The 24,891-nt window shown below is 71.0% G+C and carries 19 protein-coding genes and 2 pseudogenes; 10 read left to right on the forward strand and 11 right to left on the reverse strand.

From position 1 onward, the window contains the following. Positions 1-223: 223 nt before the first annotated feature. Complete coding sequence (locus ABZ873_RS07185; RefSeq protein ID WP_360866484.1) at positions 224-4,243, forward strand: hypothetical protein; 4,020 nt, start codon at positions 224-226, stop codon at positions 4,241-4,243. Here ABZ873_RS07185 and ABZ873_RS07190 read toward each other — a convergent pair. Then, entirely contained in the window at positions 4,228-4,554 is a 327-nt protein-coding gene (locus ABZ873_RS07190; RefSeq protein WP_360866487.1) for a hypothetical protein, read from the reverse strand. The two genes, ABZ873_RS07185 and ABZ873_RS07190, sit on opposite strands and share 16 nt — an antisense overlap. 38 nt (positions 4,555-4,592) lie before the next feature. Beyond that, complete coding sequence (locus ABZ873_RS07195; protein WP_360866490.1) at positions 4,593-5,477, reverse strand: alpha/beta hydrolase; 885 nt, start codon at positions 5,475-5,477, stop codon at positions 4,593-4,595. A 112-nt stretch (positions 5,478-5,589) separates the two neighbouring features. Between ABZ873_RS07195 and ABZ873_RS07200 the strand changes: the two genes are divergently transcribed. Next, positions 5,590-7,527 (forward strand): AfsR/SARP family transcriptional regulator, encoded by a 1,938-nt coding sequence (locus ABZ873_RS07200; protein ID WP_360866493.1) that lies wholly within the window; start codon positions 5,590-5,592, stop codon positions 7,525-7,527. Positions 7,528-7,570: 43 nt separating this feature from the next. Here ABZ873_RS07200 and ABZ873_RS07205 read toward each other — a convergent pair whose 3' ends face one another. Continuing rightward, positions 7,571-8,161: a TetR/AcrR family transcriptional regulator gene (locus ABZ873_RS07205; protein WP_360866496.1), complete on the reverse strand. Its 591-nt coding sequence runs from the start codon at positions 8,159-8,161 to the stop codon at positions 7,571-7,573. 78 nt (positions 8,162-8,239) lie between these two features. Between ABZ873_RS07205 and ABZ873_RS07210 the strand changes: the two genes are divergently transcribed. Further along, positions 8,240-8,719, forward strand: a complete 480-nt coding sequence (locus ABZ873_RS07210; protein ID WP_360866499.1) for an SRPBCC family protein — start codon at positions 8,240-8,242, stop codon at positions 8,717-8,719. Positions 8,720-9,275: 556 nt separating this feature from the next. On the opposite strand, the gene ABZ873_RS07215 is transcribed toward ABZ873_RS07210, so the two are convergent. The 3 genes from ABZ873_RS07215 to ABZ873_RS07225 all read right to left on the reverse strand — a co-directional run bounded on the left by ABZ873_RS07215 (position 9,276) and on the right by ABZ873_RS07225 (position 11,640). Beyond that, positions 9,276-9,764, reverse strand: coding sequence for a hypothetical protein (locus ABZ873_RS07215; RefSeq protein ID WP_360866502.1), 489 nt, complete (start codon positions 9,762-9,764; stop codon positions 9,276-9,278). A gap of 1,111 nt (positions 9,765-10,875) precedes the next feature. After that, entirely contained in the window at positions 10,876-11,076 is a 201-nt protein-coding gene (locus ABZ873_RS07220) for a hypothetical protein (protein ID WP_360866505.1), read from the reverse strand. Positions 11,077-11,256: 180 nt separating this feature from the next. Continuing rightward, positions 11,257-11,640, reverse strand: coding sequence for a hypothetical protein (locus ABZ873_RS07225; RefSeq protein WP_360866508.1), 384 nt, complete (start codon positions 11,638-11,640; stop codon positions 11,257-11,259). Between the two features lie 1,532 nt (positions 11,641-13,172). On the opposite strand from ABZ873_RS07225, the pseudogene ABZ873_RS07230 reads away from it, so the two are divergent. Continuing rightward, a pseudogene (locus ABZ873_RS07230) lies at positions 13,173-13,406 on the forward strand (mobilization protein); the annotation flags it as partial. Between the two features lie 168 nt (positions 13,407-13,574). Here the strand turns inward: ABZ873_RS07230 and ABZ873_RS07235 are convergent. Both ABZ873_RS07235 and ABZ873_RS07240 read right to left on the reverse strand, forming a co-directional pair. Next, positions 13,575-13,919 (reverse strand): hypothetical protein, encoded by a 345-nt coding sequence (locus tag ABZ873_RS07235; RefSeq protein WP_360866512.1) that lies wholly within the window; start codon positions 13,917-13,919, stop codon positions 13,575-13,577. Between the two features lie 255 nt (positions 13,920-14,174). Continuing rightward, on the reverse strand, positions 14,175-14,909 hold the full coding sequence (locus tag ABZ873_RS07240; RefSeq protein ID WP_360866515.1) for an NAD(P)-binding domain-containing protein: 735 nt from the start codon (positions 14,907-14,909) through the stop codon (positions 14,175-14,177). A 32-nt stretch (positions 14,910-14,941) separates the two neighbouring features. On the opposite strand from ABZ873_RS07240, the gene ABZ873_RS07245 reads away from it, so the two are divergent. Further along, entirely contained in the window at positions 14,942-15,367 is a 426-nt protein-coding gene (locus ABZ873_RS07245; protein WP_360866518.1) for a helix-turn-helix domain-containing protein, read from the forward strand. A gap of 163 nt (positions 15,368-15,530) precedes the next feature. Here the strand turns inward: ABZ873_RS07245 and ABZ873_RS07250 are convergent, their stop codons facing one another. Next, a complete protein-coding gene (locus tag ABZ873_RS07250; RefSeq protein ID WP_360866521.1) occupies positions 15,531-15,707 on the reverse strand; it encodes a hypothetical protein in 177 nt (58 codons plus the stop codon). A 212-nt stretch (positions 15,708-15,919) separates the two neighbouring features. Further along, positions 15,920-16,463: pseudogene (locus ABZ873_RS07255) on the reverse strand (transposase); the annotation flags it as partial. Positions 16,464-17,418: 955 nt separating this feature from the next. Between ABZ873_RS07255 and ABZ873_RS07260 the strand changes: the two are divergent. Then, positions 17,419-19,203, forward strand: a complete 1,785-nt coding sequence (locus tag ABZ873_RS07260; RefSeq protein WP_360866523.1) for an NlpC/P60 family protein — start codon at positions 17,419-17,421, stop codon at positions 19,201-19,203. 2,657 nt (positions 19,204-21,860) lie between these two features. Here ABZ873_RS07260 and ABZ873_RS07265 read toward each other — a convergent pair. Continuing rightward, positions 21,861-22,058, reverse strand: a complete 198-nt coding sequence (locus tag ABZ873_RS07265; protein ID WP_360866526.1) for a hypothetical protein — start codon at positions 22,056-22,058, stop codon at positions 21,861-21,863. A gap of 177 nt (positions 22,059-22,235) precedes the next feature. On the opposite strand from ABZ873_RS07265, the gene ABZ873_RS07270 reads away from it, so the two are divergent. From ABZ873_RS07270 to ABZ873_RS07285, 4 genes are all read left to right on the forward strand, one after another. Next, complete coding sequence (locus ABZ873_RS07270; protein ID WP_360866529.1) at positions 22,236-22,547, forward strand: DUF6247 family protein; 312 nt, start codon at positions 22,236-22,238, stop codon at positions 22,545-22,547. After that, positions 22,544-22,807 (forward strand): hypothetical protein, encoded by a 264-nt coding sequence (locus ABZ873_RS07275; protein ID WP_360866532.1) that lies wholly within the window; start codon positions 22,544-22,546, stop codon positions 22,805-22,807. Before ABZ873_RS07270 ends, ABZ873_RS07275 begins: the two co-directional genes overlap by 4 nt. A 490-nt stretch (positions 22,808-23,297) precedes the next feature. Then, positions 23,298-23,456 (forward strand): hypothetical protein, encoded by a 159-nt coding sequence (locus ABZ873_RS07280; RefSeq protein ID WP_360866535.1) that lies wholly within the window; start codon positions 23,298-23,300, stop codon positions 23,454-23,456. A gap of 293 nt (positions 23,457-23,749) precedes the next feature. Then, the gene (locus ABZ873_RS07285; protein WP_360866539.1) at positions 23,750-23,953 is read left to right on the forward strand and encodes a hypothetical protein; all 204 of its coding nucleotides are present in this window, start codon (positions 23,750-23,752) and stop codon (positions 23,951-23,953) included. Positions 23,954-24,891 lie beyond the last annotated feature (938 nt).

Below are 24,891 nucleotides of genomic sequence, written 5' to 3' on the forward strand. Positions count from 1 at the left end.
GACCAGGCCGCATCAGTGCGGTGGGCACGGCCCGGTGGGCGGAACTGCTCAAGCCCGACCGGCGGCTAGCGCCGCCATCACCGCGCCTCCCGAGCGAGCGATAGCCCGCACGCCCCGTGCGGAGCCGGGCCCGGATCATGGTGCGCGACGGGCGGGGGCTACACTCCGGCTGCCCGAAGCTTCCGAGGTCACGGGGGTCGGGCCCATCAGAACTGGGGGGTTCATGAGTTTGCTGCCGATCGGCAGAAGAGGGCGGAGCAGACGGGGGCGGCGGGCCGGCGCGAGAGCCGCCTCGGGCACCCTGCTGCTCGCCCTGCTGGCCTCACTCGCGGGTCAGACCGGCACCGCCGCCGCGGCCCCCGCGGCACCCGCCGCCACCACGGCCGCCACACCGACCGCGGCCACCCCGGCCGCCGCCCCGCCGAAGGCCGCGGGTCCGCAGGCCACGCCGACGCCGGATCCCACGGCCGACCACCAGGCGGCCGTACGCACGCTCCAGCAGAGCAGCGGCCTCGCCGAGTCCTGTCCGGCAACCGTCGCTCCGCACACGGTCGTCACCTGCACCGTGGACCCGTCCCAGATGGCGTCCTTCTCGCTCGCCCTGCCGCAGCAGAAGGACCTGGTCATGCTCCAGGTCGTCACGACACAGGCGTCCAGCACCAAGCTGATCGCGCCCGACGGCGCCGCCGTCACCTGCGAGAGCGTCCGCCACCCCACGTACCCGGCGCTGCGGTGCCCCACCGGTCAGGCGGGGACGTACACGGTGCAGGTCACGGACAGGAGCAGCACGGCGAACGGCATCTCCGTGTCGTACACCCCGCTGCTCTCCTCCACCGCGTGCAAGGCCGTCGGCGCCGCCGACCACAGGCTCGGCGCACCGACCGTGCTGCACCGCTCGCTGCCGGCCGGCTCGGCGGGCGACTGCTACACCCTGGACCTGGCCGCCGGTGACGTCCTGCGCGCCTACAGCAGCAGCCACGAGGTCCTGCACAGCGTGTACGACGCCTCGGGGAAAGAGGTCTGCACGTCCAGGGGCCGCCCGTCCTACGCCGTGGACTGCAAGCTCACGGGCACCGCACCGTTCCGTATCTCGGCGTTGCAGTCCTCGGGGAAGGCCGTTGACTACGACTACACCGTGGCCCGGCTCTCCCAGCCGGAGGGCTGCGCGGTGGTCGAGCCCCAGGCGTACGGGAGCCTCCCGGACCTGACCCGGACGGAGCACTGCCGCGTCCTGCGGGTCACCCAGGCCGCCGAATACACCTACGCCACCGCCGTCGCCACCGGCGTCCACCCGGGCGCGTCGCCGCTCCTGTCCCAGGCCGGCGAGACCGTGCCCGGCTGCCCCCGGTACGAGGTCTGCGACCTGGCCCCGGGCGACTACACCTGGTCGGCCAACCCCCAGAGCGACGGTTTCAAGGCATTCGGCATCGCCTTCCACTCCGCCAGGGAGACCAGGGGCTGCACCCCGACCCACGACAACGGCCTGGCGGCCGGACCGGCCACCGGCAGCTTCACAGGTCCCGGGCACGTACTCTGCCTGACCCTGCCCACCGCCGGCGGCAAGGGCCTCTACGTGCTCAACCGGCCGCCGGCCGGCGGCAGCTACGCCGCGTACACGCTGTACGACGCGTCCGGGGCCCGGCAGCAGTGCGACTCCGGCACCATCTGCAAGCTGACCGGCACCGGCCCGTTCCGTGCCGTGCTGAGGAACAGCGACGCGCCCGCGACCTTCGGACTGGTGTTCCACCGGACCGGCGAGGCCGAGGGCTGCGCCCCGTGGCCGCAGTCCACGTTCGGCAACAGCACCTGGGGTGCCGAGGTGTCGGTGGCCTTCAACAGGTCGCAGGCATGCCTGAGCGTGCCGGGCAACGCCCACTCCACCGCAGAGCTGCTCGACCACGTCTCCGGCACCCCGAGGGAGGTGACGGCGACGGTCAAGCTGGTCGACGCGGCGGGCGACATCAGGTGCAGGACCTCGTCCCCCTCCACGGCCGAGGTCTGCGCCCTGGCGCCCGGTGAGCCGTACACGGTCCTGCTCGAGAGCTCCGCCACCGCCCGGGGCGGAACGGAGACGTACCGCCTGGTGCGGCGCGACGTGTCCTCCGGCGCGCAGTGCGCGGAACCGCCTTCCACGAAGACGGGCGGGCCCTCCCTCGCCTTCGGCCTGGCGTCCCCCCTGGACACCCGCTGCGTGCGGGTGAACGGTGCCGCCACGGACAAGTTCTGGATCGCGGCGCGGACCCCGGACGTTCCGTACTACGACGCCGCCCCGCTGACCGTCGTCGACGGCAACGGCCGCGCCGTGTGCCGCGAGACCGGCTCCTGCCGTGTCACCGGCTCGACGTCCTACGTGGCGATCGTCGGACCCGAGAAGGCACACAGCGGCCCCGTCGCCGCGAAGCTGGACACCTGGCGGGTGGGCACGGCATCGGGCTGGGCCCCGGAATGCGCCGCCAACCGCGTCTCGGTCAACGATTTCCCGACGCGCAGGGGGACCCTCTCCGAGTCCTCCAGCGCCTACTGCGCCGTGATCGACATGAGGGCCGGCCAGACCATCGCCGTCACCGGCACCACCAGCACCACGGAGTTCGACAAGCCGGGTCTGGACCTGATGAGCGGCCCGGGATGGACCTCCGAGACCGCCGGGTACGGGTGCACGGCCGACCGTGACCGGTTCGCCTTCAGCTGCTCGACGAGTGCCGGCGCGGCACCCGGCCAGGCAGTGCTGCTGCTGAGCCCCAAGCGGGCACGCACCCCTGTCGACTTCGCCTTCCAGGGCGCATGCCAGGAGGGCTGCGTCGAGCCGCCGGCACCGAACCCGACCGGCATCAGCCCGTCGACGAGCATGGCCGGTACGCGTACCGACGCCATCGTCAGCGGCACCGGTCTCACCTTCGGCAGCAAGCTCAGGCTGGTCCGCGCCGGCTCCCCGGAGCGGGTCCTGGAGGCGGTCACCGCGAACAACGACGGGAAGGAGCTGTACGTCAAGGTCGACACGAACGGGCTGGAACCCGGACAGTACGACCTGCTGCTCGACGGCGTCGAGTACACCCCCGGGGTCCCGTCCCGGGGCTACCTGCCCAAGGCATACACCGTCACGGCCCCCGCCCCCGTCCAGAAGGGCAGCCGGTTCGTGCCGCACGGGCCGTCGCGGTTCCTGGACACGCGGGACGGTACGGGTGCCAAGCAGCAGCGCGTCGGGCCCGGCGGGGTGGTCACCCTCCAGGTCGCGGGTGTGAAGGGGATCCCGGCCACCGGGGTCACCGCCGTCGTCATGAACGTGACCGCCGTCCAGCCCACCGAGGCCGGGCATGTGATGGTCTACCCGAACGGGCAGGCCACGCCCAAGGTGTCGAACCTCAACTTCGCACCCGGACAGATCGTCCCGAACCTGGTGACCGTCCCCGTGCTCAACGGCAAGGTCGACCTGCGCAACAACGCGGGATCGGTCGACCTGATCGCCGATGTCACCGGCTACTACACCGACAAGGCCGGGGCCGGCTCCGCGCTGAACCCGATCACGCCCGCGCGGTTCCTGGACACCCGGGACGGTACGGGTGCCAAGCAGCAGCGGGTCGGGCCCGGCGGGGTGGTCACCCTTCAGGTCGCGGGCGTGAAGGGGATCCCGGCGAGCGGGGTCACCGCCGTCGTCATGAACGTGACGGCGGTCCAGCCGACCGAGGCCGGACATGTCACCGTCTACCCCAACGGCCAGGCGGCGCCGGGCGTGTCGAACCTCAACTTCACGGCCGGGCAGATCGTCCCCAACCTGGTGACCGTCCCGGTCGTCAACGGCAAGGTCGACCTGCGCAACAACTCCGGCTCGGTGGACCTGATCGCCGATGTCACCGGCTACTACGCGGCCACCGGATCCACCTTCTCCGCGGCCGGCCCGGTCCGCCTCCTCGACACCCGTGACGGCACCGGCACCGGCGCCCGCGCCGGGGCCGTGGGTCCGGGCGGGCTGGTGAGCCTCCAGGTGACCGGGGTCGCGGGCGTGCCCGCGCAGGGGGTCACCGCGGTGGTCCTGAACGTCACGGTCACCAACCCGACCGAGGCGAGCCACCTGATCGTGCACCCCCACGGGGTGGCACGGCCGGGCGTCTCCAACCTCAACTACACGGCCGGGCAGACCGTCGCCAACCTGGTGGTCGTCCCCGTCGTGAACGGCCGGGTGACGTTCTACAACAACTCCGGTTCCACGGACGTGATCGCCGACCTGAACGGCTACTTCACCTCCTGACACCGGGGAGCTCGTCGCCGTCGTCCGGCTCGCCCGGTCCCGGGCGCCGAGGCAGCGCAGCACCTGGAGCTCGTCGGCGCGGGCCGCGATCCGGGCGGCTCGCGCGGCTCGGCCCCCTGGGCGGCGGCCGCGGCGTCGGCGGCGAGCTCGGCCTGGACGACGTCGTCGACGTCCGGGGCGTAAACGCTGCCCGCCGGCGCCTCGGCGAGCAGCTGGACGATGCGCTCCCACTCCGCGAGCTCCGCAGGGCCGCGGAGGCCGTCGGCCAGGTCCCTCGTACCGGGACGCATGCCATGCGTCGTACCGCGCATGCTCAAGGGCTTCCTTGACGGCGCCGAGCGCAGGAGGCTCAGCGGGTCAGCAGGCCACGGATCATGGCCGCGATCTCGTCGGGGGCCTCCTCGGCCATGAAGTGCCCGGCACGGGTCAGACGGTGGTCCAGGTCCGGCGCCCACGCCTTCCACACCCCGGCGGCGTCGTAGCCGAGCCGCGCGCCCCAGTCCTGCTGGACGACCGCCACGGGCATGGCCAGCTGCGACCCCGCGTCCAGGTCCGCCTGGTCGTGCGTGACGTCGATGTCCGCCGAGGCCCGGTAGTCCGCGACGATCGACGCCACCGCCGCGGCGCTCGCCCGCAGGTAGTGGGCACGTACCTCCTCGGGGATGGCGGTCGGGTCGTTGGCCCAGGCGTCGAGGAAGGAGCCGAAGAACGCGTCCGCGCTGCCCGCGATCATCGCCTCCGGCAGGCCCGGCGGCTGCGCCATCAGGTAGAGGTGGTAGCCGACCGCCGCCGAGACGCCGTGCAGGACGTTCCACATGTCGAGCGTCGGCACGACGTCGAGGAGGCCCAGGTGCGTGATGGTCTCCGGGTGGTCCAGCCCCGCCCGGAAGGCGACCAGGGCGCCCCGGTCGTGGCCTACGAGGGCAAAGCGCTCGTGGCCGAGCGCCGCCGCCAGGGCCACGACGTCGGCGGCCATGGTGCGCTTGGCGTACACACCGGGGTCGGTGGCCGCAGGCTTGTCGCTGGCGCCGTAGCCCCGCAGGTCGGGGCAGATCACCGCGTGCTCGTCGGCGAGCCGTTCGGCGACGTGTCGCCACATCAGGTGGGTCTGGGGAAAACCGTGCAACAGCACGACCGGGCTGCCGCTGCCGCTGCCGCCGACAGCCGCAGCCAGCTCCACACCGTCCGCACCGGGCAGGCGGACGTGGTCGAAGCCGGGAATGGTGAGCGTCATGAGGGACCACCCTTTGGGGTCGGGGACGTGACCGGCTCAGCGTGCGCGACGGCGATCAGCAGCCGATCAGTACGGTTGGGCGCAGCCGGGCCCCGGCACGGAGGATGGGGGCATGCGAATCGACGTGCTCGGTGCGGTGCGGGCCCTCCATGACGACGGCAGCCCGGTTGACCTGGGCGGACCCCGCCATCGTGAGGTACTCGCCCGGCTCGTCGCCGCCGAGGGGCGGATGGTGACCACCGACACCCTTGTCCAGGACCTGTGGGCCGATCCGCCCGTCCGCGCGGTCGGCGCTCTGCGTACGTTCGTCGCCGCGCTGCGCCGCGCCCTCGAACCCGACCGGCCGCCCCGCAGTCCGCCGCGCGTCATCGTCACCGAGGGTCCCGGCTATGCGCTGCGCCTGCCGCGCGAGGACATGGACGTCCATCAGTTCCAGGACACGCTGGCCCGGGCCCGCCGCGACCCCGCCGCGGTGACCGACCTCGGCGCGGCGCTCGCGGGCTGGCGCGGACCCGCCTACGCCGATGTGACCGGCTCCGTATGGGCGCAGCGCGAGCGGACCCGGCTGGAGGAACTGAGGCTGGAGGGTGCGGAGTTGCGCGCCCGCATCCTCCTCGACTCCGGGGAAGGGGCTGATCTCGTCGCCGAACTCGGTGCCCATGTCGCCGAACACCCGTGGCGCGAGCCGGCCTGGGAGCTGCTCGCCCGCGCGCTGTACCGCGCTGGCCGCCAGGCCGACGCGCTGGCCACCCTCCGCCGTGCCCGCGCGATGCTCGTCGGCCAGCTCGGACTCGACCCCGGTGGCGACCTGCAGCGCCTGGAGGCGGACATCCTCAACGGGTCCGCGCCTCCCGGAGGAGCCCGTACCGCGTGGACCGGCCCCGGCGCCAGGCTCGGCCCGCGCACCACCGTGGACCTGGCCCGCACCCTCGCACTGGCGGGCGGCGACGCCCTCGTCCGCTCGCGGCGTGACCGCCTCGCCGCCATCCAGGCGGCGGAACGCACGGGAGACCTCCCCCTGACCGCCCGGATCATCGGCGCCTACGACGTGCCCGCCATCTGGAGCCGTGCCGACGACCCCGAGCAGTCCCGCGCCGTCGTCGCGGCCGCCGAACGCACGCTCACCGCGCTCGGCCCCGACGGCCCCGCCGACCTGCGCGCCCGCCTCCTGGCCACGGTCGCCGTGGAGAGCCGCTGCGCCGACCTCTCCGCGACCGAGCTGAAGCACGCGCGGCAGGCGGCGCGTCAGGCCGAGTCGCTGGCACGGGAACTGGCCGATCCGGCCCTGCTGGCCTTCGCCCTCAACGCGGTGTTCCTGCAGTCCTTCACCCGCCCCGGGCTCGCGGCGGCACGGGACAGGACCGGCGCCGAGATCCTCGACCTGTCCACGCGGCACGAGCTGCCGAACTTCGCCGTACTCGGCCGGCTCGTCCGCCTGCAATCCGCCTCGGCCCTCGGCGAACTCGACGCCGCGGCAGCGCACGCCAATGCTGCCGAACAGCTCGCCGCCACCACCGAGGCGCCCCTCGTCTCCGTCCTCACCGGGTGGTTCAGGGCCCGGGTCACGGCCGCCCGCAGCGCCGAACCCGGCGGACCGGCCGCCGCCACGGCGGCAGCGCAGTACCGCGCTGCCGAGGACGCCCTCCGGACGGCCGGAATGCCGGGGCTGCACCGCGGCCTGTTCCCGCTCGCCCTCCTGGGACTGCGCCTGCTGCACGACCGGCCCGCGCCCACCGACCCGCACCTCGACTGGGGCCCGTACCGGCCCTGGACGCGCCCCCTGGTACTGCTGGCCCAGGACCGGCGCGAGCAGGCCGGGGCCGCCCTCGCCGCGGCGCCCGAACCACCGCGTGACCACATGCAGGAGGCCATGTGGTGCCTGACCGCCCGCGCCGCCGTACGCCTCGGCGAGCGCGGAATCGCCACGCACGCTGCGGCTGCCCTGCGCGATGCCCGTACCGAACACGCCGGCGCCGCCGGCGGCATGCTGACCCTGGGCCCGGTAGCGCGGTACCTGGCAGAGGCGCAGGCATGCGCCGGGGCGGGCTGAGCGAGCGACCGCACTCCGCGAGCCCGGGCCCGTCCCCATCGGATTAGCCGGGGGCGCCGAGCAGCGCCGCGGCGCTCTCCTCGGCGAGGTCCTCGGCGTAGGGCGGGAGCGGTTCGCCGGCTCGGAGGTGGCGGCGGACCACGCTCAGCGGAACCTCCACCACGGCGAGGGCGATCCGCTCGCGGTCCCGCGAGCCGGTCGCGCCGAGGGCCGTGCCCAGCGCGGCCAGCCGGGCGAGCATGCGGCGGTTGCCGCCGTCCGCCCGTGCCCGGTGCTCCGCGGGCCAGTCGGCCCGCCCGAACTCCTCGGGGCCGTGCAGCAGGAGCGCGGCCTGCCGCGGGTGGGACCGGCTCCAGGCGACGACGTGCCGGGCGGCCGCGCGGGCGGCCCGGTGCGGGTCGGGCTCGCGGTCGAGGGCCTCGGCGTACCCCTCCTGGAACCGCTCGACGGTCCGCAGCCACACCTCGGCGAGCAGCGCCGGACGCCCCGCGAAGCGGTGGTAGACGGAGCCGCTGGGCGCGCCGACCGCCTGGGCGACGGCGGACATGGTCACAGCGGCGGGCCCCCCGGCGGCGGCCAGCCGGACGGCGGCGTCGAGGAGCTGGTCGCTGTCGAAACGGGGTGGCCGGGCCATGAATCGGAGAGTACCCTCCAATGACATATTAGAGGCAGCTCTCCAATACTCGTCCGACCTCTGCCCGCAGGGAGACACATGGCTGTTCACAACGTGCACGAACGCCTGATCGCGGCGGGCGCCGACGCGATCGGTGAGCTTCTCGACACCCTCTCCACCGGCCCCGCGGACCGGCTCTGGCCGTCGGCTCACTGGCCCGCCCTGCGGCTCGACCGCGGACTGTCGCCCGGATCGGCCGGCGGGCACGGGCCGATCCGGTACACCGTCAGCGCCTACGAGCCCGGCGGCCGGGTGCGGTTCGTCTTCACCGGGCCGCCCGGATTCCACGGCTTCCACGAGTTCACCGTGATCCCCGTTGACGCACGGCACACCCTCCTGCGGCACACGCTGTCCATGCGGACCACGGGAGTGGCCCGCCTGACCTGGCCCCTCCTCTACCGCCCACTGCACGACGCCCTGGTGGAGGACGGCCTGGACCGCGCCGAACCACCGCCCCGGCCCGCCCGGTGGAGCCCGTACGTCCGCCTGCTGCGCGCGGCCCTGGCCCGGCGCGGTTAGTACGCCAGCAGGATCTCGCTGTCTGAGCTGCCCTTTCGTAGGGTGGCGGCATTGCAGCGGTACGTCGGCCGTCCGGGGGCGGCCTCACGGAGACCGCCCCTCGATCGTGCTGCAACGCCGCAGGCAGTGACTGCGGCGGGACAGCCACCAAGGGTGATCACCGCGCAGGTGGCAGGCGAGGAGTTCCTCGTGGTCCGCCCGGTCTGCACCACCTGTGACCACGCTGCGGATGTATCGGCAGGTGGTGTCGGTGAACGGCCTGGACACCAGGCTCCGGTGGATCCACGCGACCGATGCCCAGCGGTCAGGGGGCCTGACCCAGCACTGCCACGGCTCGTAGGGGTTGCGGTGGACCTTCCATTTGCCGTCCGTGGCGGTGGAGGGGTGTCGGTGTCCGTTGAGTGCGGGGCCGTCGTAGGTGCGGTGCTCGAATCGGATGCCTTCGTCTGTGACTGCGCACTTGCGGGAGGGCAGCGGTTCGATTGCTCTGGCTTGTGCAGGCCGGGGACACCGCCGAAACGGCCTTGTCGTGCATCGGGCTGTTCCGCTGGGTGAGTCAGGGGCGTTGGTGGGACCGACTACCCGTCGTCGCTGCGCCCGACAAGAATTCCCTGCCGCCGGGGTAACTCAGGTCAATCCGGGCGGCCTGTTCGAAGAGGAAGTCGACCTCGACGAGCAGGGCGGCCGCTGCCAGGCGGCCTGGAAGTTCGGAAGCGAGCACTGGCGCCTTCGGAACGCCATAGCGTGTGTAGCGGTCGTCGTACTCCTCGTCCCATGTGAACAAGTACGGCCCCCGGTTCAACTCGACAGGGCAGTGCGTCTCAGGGCACTCATCGTCACTGCAGTGCTGTGTACCAAACCACTCAGGGTGTAGTGCCTTGGCCTGAGCTGTCGCATCGTCCATGACCACCACGTGGGCATTGGCCGCGGCGGGGACAGGTCCGAAGGCGGAGTAGAACAAACCGACACGACGTGCCGGATCCACAGCCCACCAATGGAACTCAAGGCCCCAGCGGGGATGCGCGAAGGTGTTCTGTGCGGTCATAGACCTCAGCATAGGAACGTGACGCAACTCGATTTCGTCAGCGAGAGGCCCTGGCGCATGTCGCCCGACGGCGCTGCAGGATCTCCCTGGGCGTGGGAGGCGATCTCCGGCAGTTGCTGAGCTGCGCTGATCAGCGTCTTTCGGCAGTGCCCCGGACGGCCCGTCCGCCGTGGGGCGGTGCGGACGGGGCCGTGGAGAAGTTGGGCCGGAGGGGCCAGAATTTCGGTGCGGGTTCGGCGGGGCGGGCTTTCAAGGTCGTGTGTTGAGGGCGTCTTCTGCATTCAGTGCGCGTTCGCGCCAGGTTGCTCCGCGCTCCTCGTCCTGGTTGGCGAGCAACTGGGTCCGGTGGTCTGTCGCCTCTGCTAATCGCAGAGGCGATGGCAGCCCTGGTCTCGGGATTGTTGTAGAGGAAGGTACGGGAGGCGACGTGATCCTCTCCTCACCGGCCTGGCCCGACATCGTGGCCGCGATGGGCCGCCTGGATGCCGCGGGGATCGATGCCGCCCGGATCCTCACCGATGCCCCCGCCGGGGCCGGTGTGGACCAGGCCGTCACCGCTGTTGCCGCGGCCGCGCACCCCCGCCCCCCACGGCGGGCGCCGTCGCTTCGGCTCCCGCACCGCGGCCGGCGCGCGGGTACCGGCCGGCGATCCGTCGGCAACGTCCACCCGACGGAACCTCGCCTCCGCTCCTGCCCGCAGCCCGGCCGGGCTCGCCCTCACCGCGCCTGCCGCCCCGAGCACCGGGGCCGCCGCTGCTACGCCTGCTGCTGCGCCACGGGCGGGCAGGCCATTGATCCGTGGGTCACGCCCGCCCCTGCGGCCGCGAGTTCGGATGCGAGGCGGGTCTGGGGCCCGCTGACCGAGGCCCGACGGTTCCCCACCACCTCGACCTCGACTCGGCAACCGGCCCCGTGCCCTGAAGTAGCTGAGGGCGCAGCCAGCCGCGCACTCCCAGATGGTCACATTGACGGAGAGGCCCTGCCGGAGCGGGAAGCCCAGCCTGCTGATCGGCTCACGCCAGTGGCCGCTGCTCGCCGCCCGCACTCTGGGGCGCGGTGGTTGGCCGGGCTGACTCGGCGGGTGCCCTTGCTGCGGAGTGCGTGATGCGGTTCAGGTCTTCCAGAGTGCGACGACCGTTTCGTAGCTGACTGTCTCGTCACCGGTCGCTCCGACCGCTGCGATGATCCTTTCGAGTTCGACAGGGGGGACGAGGTCTGCCAGCCCGTCGCGTAGCTGCGTCGTGTCGCAGTGGGCGTCCAGGTCGTGCCCGTAGAGTTCGCCGAGGGCTTCCTCGGTGGTGAGCTGCGCCATTGCCGGGGGTCACTCGTGCGGCCGCGCGCCCGTGGGCGCAGGGCTGCTGGAAGTCATAGGCCGGCTGTCGCACCAGTCATCACCGCTGCGCCCCGTGGACTCCCAGGCCGGCGGGCGTGCCGAGTTGTCTCTGACGGGCTCGGCGTGAGATCCCGGGGCAGAGGCCGTCGTGCTCGGTCGTCAGTGGAGTGTCTGGGCAAACGGCAACGTTCGTTCCGTTTCTCCTTCCGCCTGGAGGAACCGTTCTGCTTCCTGACGGATTCGCTTCCAATGGTCGTGTGTCCTGAGTCCCTGGCCGGTCCAGACGGTGGAGCCCTCGTCCGCGGTCAGGCGGTCCAGAAGGCCGTTCATGCGTGTGATGTCGGCCAGCGCTTCGGGGGCGAGCCACCCTTCGTCGCCGAGCTGCGGTGCGATCACGGCGGCGTCGTCGAAGTTCAGGGCGATCTCGTCGACCGGGACGGCATGCTTCTCCAGCCAGGCCAACTGGTCGGGTGCAGGTGCCGCCAGCAGCGCCACGGCGGCCAGGAGCTGCCGGTACAAACCTTCCCCGTTTGTGTCGTTCATGACCCGATCATGTCAGCGGGCGGGCCGATTGCCGCACGGTTTCGCACGGACGCGACAGACCACCACCCGGGCCGGGGCGCAGAGGGCAAGTGATGAAGCCGTCGAACCGTTCCTCTGTCCCCCCATCGGACAGGTCACCGCCGATGGCATGCCACCGCGTGAACCTCATGGCGAAGGGCAGCCGGATGCAAGAGGCATCGGACAGGTAGTTGACCACGGCGAATGCCGTCCCACCCGTGTCCTCGGACGGGCGGAGTTTCTCAGTCGGACGACGACGCACCGGTACTACGGGCACCTCCGCCAGCCAGCACTCCCGGACGGCCGCGACGACGCCCCGTCGCCGCGCGAGGTAAGCGGACATCTCCGCCGAACCCGGCCCGGGGGCAGCTCCCGCCTCCCCCCCCAGCACTGCCGGGGCCTGGCGCCAATGGGCTGCAGTCGCGCATCGCCATCCTGTTCGCCCCTTGTCGGTTCTGGCCCCACGGATCCTCCCCTTTCCCTGCCACGGAGAACTTCGGAGTCGGCCTGGTGACGGGCGATTCCTCCAGGCCGTCGCCGCACAGGCCGGGGCTTCCAGCGGGCGGCGTCGACGGATGTGCGGGCGAGCGGGCGCCTGGTCGGGCCGGTCGCGGCGGTCGGGCGGTGATGCGAAGCCGTCCGACCTTCCCCTGCTCATGCACCCGGTGCTCGGGCTGGTGTCACCGGACTTGTGTGCGCAGCGGTGTTGTCATCAATGGAGGGCCCATTGGATTAGGTCGGTGTGCGGGTGTTCGGGGGAGGGCGGACAGACGTACATCTGCATGTTGTCCGTCCTGCCCACTTCCAGCCTGGTCGGCTGTGAGGGGTACTGGCCTGCGCAGTCAGTGCTGGTGGCTGCGGCCTGGTCCTTCCGGGGCGCCCAGGTGAGGCTCTCGTCGCCGTTCGATTCCGAGGATGCGATCGTCAGTAGTCCGCGCCGGTCCGCGCGTCCAGGGCCACGGGGCCGTGCACTGTCCGGCCGTAGACGCGTCCGTGCCAGACCGCGGTGACTGTCGGGGCGTGCGCCCCGCCTCGTCGGGCTTGAGGGACCACAACAGAGATCCGGACGCGGCATCAACGGCCACCACCGTGAAGCCGCGCGTGCATACCAGCGTCGCGACGCGGTCGTGGGTGCAACCGGTGGAGCGCAGCCCCGGTGGCATGGTGGCGCGGGCCGTGCCGGTGGTGACGTCCAGCAGCCGGTCGTCCTTCTCGCCGACCTCCAGGCCCGCGATCCGGAAAGTGCCGGGCCGGGCCGCGTCCGTGATCGCGGCGAGGGTCTTTTCCCCGCGCCACTTCTCAGTGCCGGCGGCGAGATCGACGCCGAGCGGGAGTAGGTGAGCGGCTCGGCGTGGAAGAGGCCCACGGCCATGCCCGTACCAGTGTGGACGGCTTCCGGCCCGGACTGTGTCCACCGCACGGTGCGCGAGGCGGTGTCGATGCCGTACGAGACCGCCTCGTCGCCACCGGTCGCGGTGACGACGGCCCCGTATGGCCCCCGGGCAGACGCACGGGATGCAGAATCTGCAGCGCACCCCGCCGCCCTGCTCGCCGAAGTGGCCGGGCGCCGAGAACTGGGCACCGCGGACTCGGCCAGCGACGTACTGGTCTGGCGTGTGCGTCGCGCGGCCGATCTATCCGCCGACACGACCGGCGTACCCTCCCCTGCCGCCTCCCGGAACTCATCGACCGGCGCGGCACCCGAGGCGGATCGTGCCCGGCATCGGCATCGGCATCGGCATCGGTAGCCGGGAGATGCAGCCGGTGCGCCTGGTCCTCCAGCTGCAGGCTGGCGGCCACCCGGTCGCGCCGCGGGTCCCGGCCGGGAGGTGGTCAGCCGGCGGCTTCCGCGGATCGTTCGGGTGCCTGGTCGTCCGGGAGGGTGCCGCCGCCGTCGGCCGGCTCGGGGCTGGGGGCTAGGAGGCGACCAGCAGGTCGCCCGCGTCCTCGACACCGTGGGCGCTCCGGTGGCGGGCGACAGCCGGGGCGCGGACGCCGACCGTGAGGGCGTGGGCCTTCTCGCCGGGTTCGGTGCCCTCCGTCACCGCGTCGCGGAGACGGTGTCCGGGGCACATCGCGGCGGCGGGGATGACGATCTCGAAGTTGAGCGGCGCGGGCTCGGAGCAGCGCCGCACGAGCTGTTCGGCACGGTCATCCTGGCCCGGGTCTCCGCCGACACTTGGCAGCGCCTCGCCCCGTTCACCAGCCCGGCCCCGAAGCAGCGCCACATGAAACGGGGCCGCGTCCACGCCATCCAGCACGGCGAGGTCCACGAGACGCAGGCGCTCTGGACCCGGACCGCGTACCGAAGAGGCTCCCGCTCTTCGAGGACTGGGAGACCGGGACCACGCACACCCGCGGCTGGGCATGCGCTCCGCAGCCCGAAGTCCCGCTCAGCCACCGGCGCACCTCTGTGCTTCCTTCGGGACCGCGGTTGTGCTCACGTGCGAAGCGCGACGGATGTGGCAGGACCCTCTTGATCCCCAGCCCCGCGAGGTCGGACGGACAGGTGCTGGCTAGTCGTCGACAGCCCCCGGGGCCAGGGCCGGGGCAGGGAACGCGAAGCGGGCCTCGGCGCCCGACCACCAGACGCCGATGGCGAAGACGGCGGTGGCCTCCAGCAGGGCAGCGCGATCGAGCCCACCGGAGGGAAGAGGCGTGCAGCCCATGGAAGTGATGATCTCCGCCACCCGCGTGGCGGCGGCCGGCTGATCAGTGCAGAACGGGACAGCCAGTGGGGCTCCTTCGAAGGCCGGCCGGTCCAGGGTCCAGATGCTCTCGTGGCAGACCCCGAAGGCCTTCACCACATGGGCGCCGGGGGCGGCGTCCGCGACGAGCCGGGCGACGGAGGTGGCGCCGCCCGTGGTCAGGGTCGGGCCGTCCCCGCCCGGTGCCATGGGAACGGTGCAGTCGATCACCGTTCGCCCGGCGAGCAGGGGGGCCAGTTCGCCGGCCAACTGTGGTGCCGCTTCGGCCGGTACGGCGAGGAGCGCCACCTCGCCGTGAGCCGCGGCATCGGCGAGGCTGCCGTGCTCGGAGGCGCCGGTGAGCAGGGCGGTGCGGGCGGCCGCTTCGGTGTCCCGACCGCCCACCCGGACGTCATGGCCCGCGCGTACCCAGGCCGCGCCGAGGGCCGTGGCCATCGCTCCTGTACCGAGAATGCCGATGCGCATGTGCTTGCTCCTGTCGTCCGTGTCGCGAGAGTTGCGAGGTCTGACGGAAAGGACGCTAGGCGCGCCGATGCACACCACATGGTGTGCATCGGGCTGGGCAGGATGATCGTATGAGCGACACGGCGGCAGTGGTAGGCGAACAAGGTCTCGGCGAGGACCTGGGCGGCGGCGAATACGCCGCGGACTGCCAGGCGAGGGTGGCCTTCGAAGTCCTGTCGAACCGCTGGGACAGCGTAATCGTGTACATCCTCGGCGAGAGCGGACCTATGAGGCCGCGCGCGCTGATCACCCGCATCGGCGGGATCAGCCCCAAAGTCCTCAACGAAGCCCTGCGCCGCCTTGAGTACAACGGCCTGGTCGCACGGAAGGCATACGCCGAGGCCCCGCCGCGCGTCGACTACTCACTCACCGAGGCGGGCCTCGCGCTGCTGGGCCCGATCCATGCGATGGGCGCGTGGGCCGGACGCCACACCGAAGCCGTCATGGCGGCCCAGGCCCGCTTCGCACCCCGGGAAGATCGCCTGGACAGGAGCTAGCCAGGACGTTCCACCACCCGGGACTCGGTCAGCGCTGCCGGCGCATGCAGGCCCCGTGCCTGTCTCCCGCCAACAATTCCCGCGGCAGCCTCCCGCGGCCGTTCCCAGAATCCGGCAACAACTGCTCCTGCATGTGGCCTACGTAGCCCAGGAGCGGGGAAGGTCAGTCAGAGCAGCCCATGCCGGTGACCTCAATCGCTTCCAGGACCTCGACGGGCCAGTCGTAGTGCGCCGCCAGCCTGTGGCCCAGCTCCGCCTCGGCCTGCTCCTCCCTCGTGGCCAGTTCGTCCTCTGTCTCCTCGGCGTCAGGTGCGGGCCAGTGCTTGATGGAATCGCTCATGCCCTGTCAACGACCAGGAGCGGTGGGTCGGTGCGGAACACTGCCGGGAAGCGTCGGGAGTCGGGAGTCTGGAGGCGCCCCGGCAACCCCGGCTCCGGCGTAGTCGAGTGGGGGAGTGTCGCTCGTTCTGGTGAGGCGAAGAGGTTGAAGCTTCGCCTAGAACGGGCCGTGTCAGAGTGGGGAATCGGGCCGGGCTGGTCTGGGGGCGGGGTGGTGGTATCCCGGTCAGCCGCGGGTGTGCTCGCGAGGGGCTGGTTGGCTGGCCCGGGGGACCGGAGGCGGGTGATCCGCCTGGTCATGAGGGTGATCGCGGCCCAGGTGATCAACGTTTCGGAGTATTGGACGAGCCGCTCGTAGTCGCGGGCGTATCTGCGGGCGTGCACGACCCAGGCCAGCGGTCTCTCGAGGACCCAGCGGCGGGGCAGGACGACGAAGCCGACCGCGCTCTTGGGCCGGCTCACCGTCTTCACCGTCAGGTCCAGGTACTTCCTTGCCCAGGTCACGAGCTGGCCCGCGTATGCGGAGTCAGCCCAGACGATCGTGTTCTCTGGGTGCATGAGCCGCAGCCGGAACAGCACTTCCTTCGCCGCGTCGCGGTCGGTCATGTCGGCCGGGTGACCATGACGAACAGTGGCAGGCCGTTGGTATCCACGACCAGGTGACGCCCCCGGCCGTTGATCTTCTTCGCGGCGTCGTAGCCTCGCGGGCGCGGCCGACGGTCTCTGCGGCCTTTACCGACCGGGAGTTGATGACGGTGGTCTCGACAGCACTCCGATCCGCCTTCCGCAGCCTCTCGCCACCCAGGTGGTGGCGACCATGGGGAGATGAGCGCCGGTATAACGCCCGGCGGCCCCGCTTGCGGGGATCGACGGGCTGTGCGAGCAGATACGGGGCGCCCTCGCACGGTGGGCGTCCCGGCTGCTCGGCGTTCACGTGCACGGGACGGTGTACGGGCGGCGGAGCTGGCGCGGCTGGTGGCGATGGTCGCGGACGCGGTCGAGCTCCTGGTAATCGTGCGACCGCGCTGGCCGAACTGCACGCGGCGGCTGGCAGGGCGTCCCCACAAAGCGCTCGGCTGTTCGGGCGGCCTGCCGGCCTCCGGGCAGCGAGAGAGATCAGTCGGCCTTAGCCAACTCCTCGGCCATGAATTTGGGCGGGTTGGAATCAGTCGGGTAGGCGGTGGAGGCTGTGGGCGCCTGCCGCAAATGTAGCTTCTTCTAGCGATGCCGCGTCGGGTACATGAGATGTCGAGCCAGACGATGCGCTCGTTCTCGATGAAGGTGAAGACGAGATTTCCACCTGCGTAAGCCTCAGAGCCAATGGTGCGGTGTCCAAGAAGAGTGAAGCGTCGCAAGCCCGTTTGGGTGGCCGGTGGCACTCGAAGCAATCCGAATCGCTTCGTGTGGGACCAGCTCGCGAAGTTGTAGTTGCGGATCAGCCCGAAACACCGTTGTCGACGTGCCTGAGAGCTTCCCACGCCCAGGTCGAGTCGACGTCAGCCCTCTGCAACGGTTCTGATGACGCCGCGCGGCAATCAGCCCCGGGCGGTTACGCGCCTGAGGCTCCTTCGCGTGGCGAGTGACACCGGAAGAGTATCTAATCTCGGTGGCCCATTACGGACATCTCGGCAAAACGGCCAGGTTATCCATAATAAAGGGCATCGCCGGGGGGTGAAGTTCGTCGAGATGGGCACCAGTTGAATCATTGCTGCATGTCACACGCATCCCGACGCAATGTCCTCGCCGTGTTCGCCACTGCCGCCGCCTCCGTCCCACTCGGCACCCTGAGTGCTGCCGCCGCGCCCAGACCCACGGCCCCGGCACGCACACCGTCCCTCCCGGCCGCGCCGGCGACGGTGGCAGCAACATCGGCAGCTCCCGCGTCCCTCACCTCGCCCCGGTCCTCCGTCACGCTCGGCCCTCTGGACCCCGCTTACTTCACCCAGATCGCCCTCGGCTCCTTCACCACGAACGTGCTGCCCGGCGTGCCGGAGCGCCTGGAGGTCACCTCCGGAACCCAGCGCGTCGCAGTCCTCACCAAGGGCGCGCGTACCGTCGTCCTCAACGGCCCCCAGCGAACCTTTACCGAGAACAAGCAGTCCTTCGCCGACGACTTCCAGCGCACGCTCCCCGACCTGGCGCTTCCCGTCGCGGACCGAAAGTACTGGGGCACCTCCCCCGCCGGCGGGAGCTGGTCCACCCTGGGGCCGGCCGACACCGACTATTCAGTGGTTCCGGGGAGCGCCGTCATCGCGCTCACCACCGACTACGCGAGCCGTCACGCCACCCTCCGGGACGACGAGATCACTGACGTCGACGTCCGCGCGGTGGCGAAGTTCGACAAGGTGCCCACCGGTCAAGCCTGCTCATACGCCCTGTCCTTCGGCTACCAGGACACGCACAACAACTACCGCGCGAGGCTGTCCTTCCTCACCTCGGGCGCAGTCGAACTGCGGCTGGAGAAGGAAGTCGCGGACACCGTCACCCAGCTGACGACGGCCACCACCCTCGCCACCGGCGTCGCGGCCGGCACGAACTGGACGATCCGCGTCCGCCGCGAGGGGGCGCGCATCCAGGTCAGGGCCTGGCGCACGGACACCACCGAGCCCCCCGGCTGGGCCGTGGACGTCACGGACGGCACCTTCCCCAAGGGGCGGGTGGGCTTGCGGGCGCTGGCCAACCAGGGCTGCACGAACCTTCCGGTCAAGTTGGTGGTGAGCCGCTTCCAAGTGGACGCCGCGACCTGGCAGCAGCCGCCGGCGGTCACCCACAGCACCTGGGTGCGTGTCCTGCCCGCCGCATTCGACGGGACCTGGACCCCGGCCCTGGAGCAGACCATCCGCGGCTGGGCCGGTTCACCGAGCCCCGATGTCCTGGCCCACGCGGCCGCGTTCCTCGCGGGAGCGCCCGCCGTGACCACATCGGCCACCCCGGCGACGGGCAAGCAGGTCATGGGCAAGGCCGGCTACGGCTACCTGGACCCGCAGGGCTACCGGTACGAGGGCGCGGACTTCCACGAGTACATGAACCTGGGCTGGACCTTCCCTGACGGCACCTACACGGGCCCGTCCTCCAAGCAGGTCGGCAACCTCGACTGCTCGGGCTACACGCGCATGGTCTACGGCTACCACATGGGCATCCCCCTCGCCGCCGGCGAGGACACCACCAGGACCCGCATCCCGCGCAAGTCCCGCCACATGGTCGACCAGACCCCTGGCGTACGGATCGACCAGACGGACGGCACGAACCCGCCCACCGCCCAGCAGCTCCAGCCCGGCGACCTGCTCCTGTTCAACGCGGACTCGGGCGACGACACGGCAACCGTCACCGTCGACCACGTCGGCATCTACCTCGGCGTGGACACCGCCGGCAAGCGCCGCTTCCTCTCCAGCCGCAAAACCGGCCACGGACCCACCATGTCCGACCTCGGCGGCGCCTCCCTGCTCGACGGCCTCGGCACCTACGCCAAGAAACTCCACACGGTCCACCGCATCTGATGCAGGCAGTGTCCGCCGGCGCCGGATGAACTTGCGTCGGCGGACGGGCGCAGTGAGCAGCGGACTTCTCGGGCTGCCGTCGTGACACCCGGGCGAGTCACGGACGGCACGGGATCGCGGCAGGTCAATGATGTCCCTGGCGCGCCGTCGTTACCGCCGGACCCGTCCACTCACGGCCGATGGCGGCGATCACTTTTCCGATGTCGTTCCGACATCGCTGCTCCTTGTCCGGCGGTGGGGGCGATGAGGTGGCCGAGGGGGTGCTGCCGGTGATGAAGGCGGCGAGCGCTCCGGTTCGGGGCCGGGGCAAACGGCCAGCTGAATCGGCGCTTCAGTTGGCCGGCATGCCAACTGAGGCTCTGCCCTCGCATCCACGCCAAGGTGTCTGACCTGCGCTCGCGGTGCCGTAGCTCCGAGCATGGTGCTGAGCGCGGTGCTGCTTCTCGGTGAGATCGGCCGCAGCGGAAGGGGCGGGGCCCCACCTCGACGTGCTGCCGGCCGGACCCGGCCTCGAGCAGGGCGGGCGGTGTCGACTTGGCGGCCTTCGGGAGAACGGCATCAGCACAAGAAGCCATGTGAGCAGTGCCATGACAGCGGTAAAGGCGGCGCAGGAAATGCCGATGTGCTTCACCGCCCCGATCTCCGTCCGCGGAGGCGGGGGCAGGGGCATGGTGTATCCGGGCGGTGGCTGCGGGCCGGGCGGCGGAACCTGGATGGACATGAAACCCCTTGCATGCGGCCGCGAATCCCATAACGGCAGGCGTGGGTGAGGGTGTTGGTGATGGCTATGTCGCCATCAGGAGCCGACGCACCAACGCCTCCGCTCCCACTCCAGGACTAAGCCTTACAGAAGAACTGAACATGTTCAACCTTGTGGCTGTCCTACGCCTCTGCTCACCCGCAAGAGAGACCGGGGGACCGCGCCACTGCTGAACTTGCCGGGCACTGCCGGGATATCGGAAACCGCTGCGCTCCGTCTCTCCGGACCGGCCCAGACGTTGCGCGACAGGCCAACTACGTCAGGCACAACGGCTCCGACACAGCGACGCTGCGCGACGACCGTGGCCGCACCGTCGACACCGAGACCTGGGGCCGCCGCCGCCAGGACCGCGACCGCACCCGCACGATGTGTCGGGGTCCTGCGTGACATGACCGCACGGGCCGTCGCCCTCACCGGGCGACGGCCTGCACTGCTGCGTGCACGCCGCGGTATCGAGTGGGATGTCGGTGGTGGCGGAGACCATGGGGAGATGAGCGCCGGCATCGCAATCGAGGGCCCGCACGCAGGTGTCGACGGGTTGTGCGAGGACATCCGGGGCGGCCTCGCCAGGTGGGTGCCCGGGATGCTCGGAGTTTATCTCCACCGGTCGGTGTCCGAGCCGGTCGAGGTGGCGCGGTTGGTCGGCGCGGTTACGGACGCCGCCGAGATCATGGTGCTCCCGGGCGACGGTCCGACGGCGCGGGCCGAGCTGCACGCCGCGGCCGCCAAGGGCCTTTGCGGCTGCGGGGGAGCGACCGGGGTCGGAAGTGTGGGCGGAGCTTGTTGCGGTCCGGGCGGGGTGCCGGCGGGCAGCGGTTGCTCTCGGTCTGCGTGTTCCCGTCACCTTCTGACCAGTGCGGCGGTATCCCTCTTATAGGAGGGAACGTTCCGGTTTGGTTGACCGTTCGTCCACGTGCGGGGTGTGGGAGTGGAGAGGACTGTGTCCCCGGGCCTGACCGATAGCGTGTGGGGAAGATCGTTCGGCTGAAGCCCCGCAGAGCCCTCCGCCGTGAGGCGACCACCTTCCCGCCCCACACCCTGGCCGCCCCGCCCGGAACCCCCCGCCGGGTTGGGGCGCGGCCCCGACCCGGCCCACCCCCCCCGGGCCGGTCGGGGCCCCTAGCTTCTTCCGTCGCGGGAAGCGCGGATGTTCTGACGCTCTCTGGACTCGGGGGCAGTCCGTCGCGGTGGGGTCGGCTGGGTGACGCCGGTCCTCCGCGACCATGTCCGAGTACAGCTGCGGTCCGGCGGTGTGGGTGACCCGCCCCTCGGCATCGGGTGGGTTCTTGCGTCCGTGGTGCCGGACGCCGTCAACGTCGATGACGATCCGGGAGCGATCGGGTGCGAGCAGGAGGAAGTCCAGTCGCTGCCGGTACTGCGCGCCGGACTGCTTGCCGCTCTTGCGCGCGTACGGGTCGTAGTGGAGGTAGACCTGTGGGATCAGCGCGGGAAGTTCGAAGCCGCCGGTCTCCGCGTAGGCCGCGCAGTAGGTGTGCAGCACGAGCTGCTCGGGGAGTGAGTCCAGAGACCGGTACAGGAGGCGATAGAGGCGTCGGCTGCCGTTTTCTCATCCGCGTCGGGTTGATGGTGGGTGCGCCACCAGGCGATCATCTGACGCCAGGTGAGGCCGTGAGGTGGCAGCGGGTCCGAGTACACCAGGCAGTTCTCGGCGTTGCGGACTGTCTCGACGTCGTTGTTCACCGCGTCCCGCAGGACGATCTCCGGCTTGGGCCCGACCGCGGCGAAGATCAGCTTCTTGAAGCTGCCGCCAGGCATCTGCCTGAAGCGGCTCTCGTACTCCAGCTCCGCAGTTCCTCCAACGCGTCCGGGTCGGACCGAGAATGCCTTCGACGCAGTCCCGCCGGGCCTGCCAACTGCCGCTCATGTCGTTCTTACGTCAATAGGTGTCGAAGCCCTGTGGGCCGTCGAAGGTTCGAAACGGCCACGCAGGCGCCTCCAAGGCCAGCCGCCGCACGACAGCACCGTGCGCCTTGATGACGAGCACCACGCCCTCGTCATCAAGGCGCATGTTCCTGCCGTCGGTTCCATAGCTGACGAAGTCCTCGTACAGAAGCTTGGTCAGGGCAACCGCCACATCCAGATCCGTCCTGTGCGGACGATGACGTTCACAAGATGACAGATCGGGGTGGGGGTTCTTGAACCTGCGCTGGCCACCACCCGCCAGACCTGCCGCCGACTGCTCCGCCGGAACCTGCCCAGCCCGGCTCCCCCCGCTCTACGGTGGCAGTAGCACCCCGCCGAGGAGGAGCCGATGAGCGCCCAGCCCGACCACACACCCGCCCCCGCCGCCCCGTACGCACCCGCGCCTGGCGCCCCTGCGGAACTCCTTGCCCAGCTCCGGGCAGACCGGCGTGCGGAGCAGTGGGTGCCGGCCTTCGAGCGGGACTGGACGAGGGCGCTGGAGGATGCCCGCCACGCGTTCAGCCTGACCCCGCTGCACGAGGTCGTGCGCACCTGGCAGCTTCGGGTTGCCGCGGCCCCGGCCGTGGACGCCTTCATGGACTCCGGCCAGGACGACTCCGAGTTCATGGACCTGGACGATGCCCTCGGCGGCCGCCCGTGACCGAGGAACAGCCGTGGGCGGTGCGCTTGTCCCCGCAGGCCGCCAAGACCCTCGCCGAGCTCCCCGAGCCGGCCCGGGAGACGGTCCGCGACGTCCTGGACATCGCGGTGCGCTCCCCGTGGGGCTGGCCCCAGTGGAACGCCGGTGACCCGGAGGGTGAGGACGTCCGTGCCGCGGCCGTTGGTCAGCTCTCCGTGGTCTATGTGGCGAACCGTCTCACCCGGCGGCTCTCCGTGCTGGGCATCGTCTGGCTCGGTTAGGCCCTGTCTGTGGCCGCCGTACTGCGAGGGCGGTGGGTAGCGGGTGGCAGCAAGGGTGCCGATGGCGGCCGCTTCGTCACGTTCCACTCGTGACAGGGCGGCACGGGCCGCCGCACCGTGGCCGTGGCCAACCCCGCCCGGATCCGGTAGCCAACGGCAAATGGAGTCCTGCACGCGGTCGGGGACTGGGGCTGGGGCTGTCTGGACATCGCCGAGTTCGGTTCCAAAGACGTCTCCGACGTCGGTGGTTTCGTGGTCGAGGACGTCGAGGACTTCAGAACAGTAGTCACGTCGCCTCTTCTCTGGCTCGACGAGCTGTCGTACCAGGTCTCGACTCAGCCGTATGGCCAGGTGGTTGGCCCGTCGAGACGTCGGACGCCGGTGATCTACAAGAACTCCGAGGTCCTCGTGGGCGGGAAGGGCGCTTTGCATCGCGCGGCAGAGAGGCAAGATCCGTACGTCTACCGCCGGGACATCATCGAGCGGGTGCATGGCCGACGGGACCTGCAAACAGATCGAAGAATCGGCCTTCCGTCATGAGACCGGGACGCCGTTTGCGCACGTCGGGCGGCTGGTGATCATGCACGGCTACACCGGAAAGGGCTACCACCGACACGAAGAAGGCGAAGCTCGAGGACACCATTCGTGACCGTGCGAGGTCATCGTAGGTGGGGCGCCGTGCCACGGGCTTCGGGCAGGTAAGGCCAGGTCGGGGACCCAGCGGGCGCGGGCTCGCGTCCTGCGATGCCGATGCGTCGCGCTCGTTGGCGCGCCTGCGCTTCGCGCGACCGTACCTGTGCGTGCCCCAGATCTGTCACTCGCGCCGGATAGCCTTGGCGTACTCCATTCGGAGGCTCGTGCAGCTTCTGGAGAACCGGGTTTTGACGGACCGTCGCCCCGGCTCCCTAGTTGCAGCGCGGCGGTCCTGATTGGGGGGCTCCCATGCCGGAGAGCGACAAGCCGACGTCCAACGGTTCCGAGGACGAAGGCCGGCCGCCTGTCCGGGGTGAGGGCCGCACCACCGTTCGCGAGATCCTGCTCGCCGGCTTCGTCCAGGCCGTCCTGGCCGACGCCGCCGACGAGACCGCGCACTGGTTCTTCCGGTGCCTGGTGTGGCTGTACGAGATGCTCGTCAGCCACCTGTAAAACGCGACGCGCCCCCTGGTGGTAGGACACCAAGAGGCGCGAGGTGCGGGTACATCCCGCGGCGGTCTCTGTCCTTGCTTGCAGGCCGGGCAGAGGCCGCCGTACTGCGTGACATCAGTCTGCCGCGAGCTACTGACAATGCTCAGAATCCTGGCTGCCGCAGCCGCGTGAGGCACTCACGTCACCGAACCCCACCGTAGCGCAATGCCCTGTACTGGACTGCCCGAGACCCCGCTCCGAGGTACATCAGCGCAAGCGGCACCCGCAGCTTCTGAAGTACCTCCGTAAGTCGTTTCACGGAGCGCAGGAACGACCTCCTCGACGGCAAGCGAGGAACCGTCCGAGGTACATCGTGTGCGCGACGCGGCGTCGCGTAAGTGCACTTACGCCCGTCCGCCGAGACCCTGCTGCTCGGTCGACGTCCCGCAGGATCCCGGTCTGCCGTGCGCGTCCTGGGACGGGGTGTCCGATGGCGTTCCGGTCGATCACCCCGCCCCCCGGTCAGACCTGGGGGTGATGGCGGATCCCGACGTTGCAGCCGGACACCCTGGACAGGCACCCGTCCGCCAGGACACGGCTCGCCGCCCGCCGCGACCGCGCACCGAGGACACCCCGGCACGGGCTCCGGACCGAGCCGGGGAAGGGGCCCATGCACCGAGCCGCCCTGGCCTCCGTCGGGTGCGCCGGGTCTGCTGCCGTACTTCATGCCATCCCCGTTCCTCATGACCCTCCACGCCAAGACGTTCCCGGGGTCGGACGGGGCGAAGGCGGTGACACATAGCGGGTGGGGCGTCGATGACGCCCTGCACCGTGCCGACGGCCAAGCGTTCACCCGCGAGCCGCCCAGCACCTGAGGGGGCGGATCAGCTTCCTGGTCAGGCAGCTCAAGTCGACCAGCACGAGCTCGCCGGAGCCGGACAGCCGAAGGACCGGTGGGG

This window comes from Streptomyces sp. NPDC047014 (assembly GCF_040644195.1).
GTDB lineage: Bacteria > Actinomycetota > Actinomycetes > Streptomycetales > Streptomycetaceae > Streptomyces.

Excerpts from the sequence above, each read along its gene's own strand:
- ABZ873_RS07185 (WP_360866484.1), top strand. The coding sequence starts at position 224 with ATGAGTTTGCTGCCGATCGGCAGAAGAGGGCGGAGCAGACGGGGGCGG.
- ABZ873_RS07190 (WP_360866487.1), bottom strand. The coding sequence starts at position 4,554 with ATGCGCGGTACGACGCATGGCATGCGTCCCGGTACGAGGGACCTGGCC.
- ABZ873_RS07195 (WP_360866490.1), bottom strand. The coding sequence starts at position 5,477 with ATGACGCTCACCATTCCCGGCTTCGACCACGTCCGCCTGCCCGGTGCG.
- ABZ873_RS07200 (WP_360866493.1), top strand. The coding sequence starts at position 5,590 with ATGCGAATCGACGTGCTCGGTGCGGTGCGGGCCCTCCATGACGACGGC.
- ABZ873_RS07205 (WP_360866496.1), bottom strand. The coding sequence starts at position 8,161 with ATGGCCCGGCCACCCCGTTTCGACAGCGACCAGCTCCTCGACGCCGCC.
- ABZ873_RS07210 (WP_360866499.1), top strand. The coding sequence starts at position 8,240 with ATGGCTGTTCACAACGTGCACGAACGCCTGATCGCGGCGGGCGCCGAC.
- ABZ873_RS07215 (WP_360866502.1), bottom strand. The coding sequence starts at position 9,764 with ATGACCGCACAGAACACCTTCGCGCATCCCCGCTGGGGCCTTGAGTTC.
- ABZ873_RS07220 (WP_360866505.1), bottom strand. The coding sequence starts at position 11,076 with ATGGCGCAGCTCACCACCGAGGAAGCCCTCGGCGAACTCTACGGGCAC.
- ABZ873_RS07225 (WP_360866508.1), bottom strand. The coding sequence starts at position 11,640 with ATGAACGACACAAACGGGGAAGGTTTGTACCGGCAGCTCCTGGCCGCC.
- ABZ873_RS07245 (WP_360866518.1), top strand. The coding sequence starts at position 14,942 with ATGAGCGACACGGCGGCAGTGGTAGGCGAACAAGGTCTCGGCGAGGAC.
- ABZ873_RS07250 (WP_360866521.1), bottom strand. The coding sequence starts at position 15,707 with ATGAGCGATTCCATCAAGCACTGGCCCGCACCTGACGCCGAGGAGACA.
- ABZ873_RS07260 (WP_360866523.1), top strand. The coding sequence starts at position 17,419 with ATGTCACACGCATCCCGACGCAATGTCCTCGCCGTGTTCGCCACTGCC.
- ABZ873_RS07270 (WP_360866529.1), top strand. The coding sequence starts at position 22,236 with ATGAGCGCCCAGCCCGACCACACACCCGCCCCCGCCGCCCCGTACGCA.
- ABZ873_RS07280 (WP_360866535.1), top strand. The coding sequence starts at position 23,298 with ATGGCCGACGGGACCTGCAAACAGATCGAAGAATCGGCCTTCCGTCAT.
- ABZ873_RS07285 (WP_360866539.1), top strand. The coding sequence starts at position 23,750 with ATGCCGGAGAGCGACAAGCCGACGTCCAACGGTTCCGAGGACGAAGGC.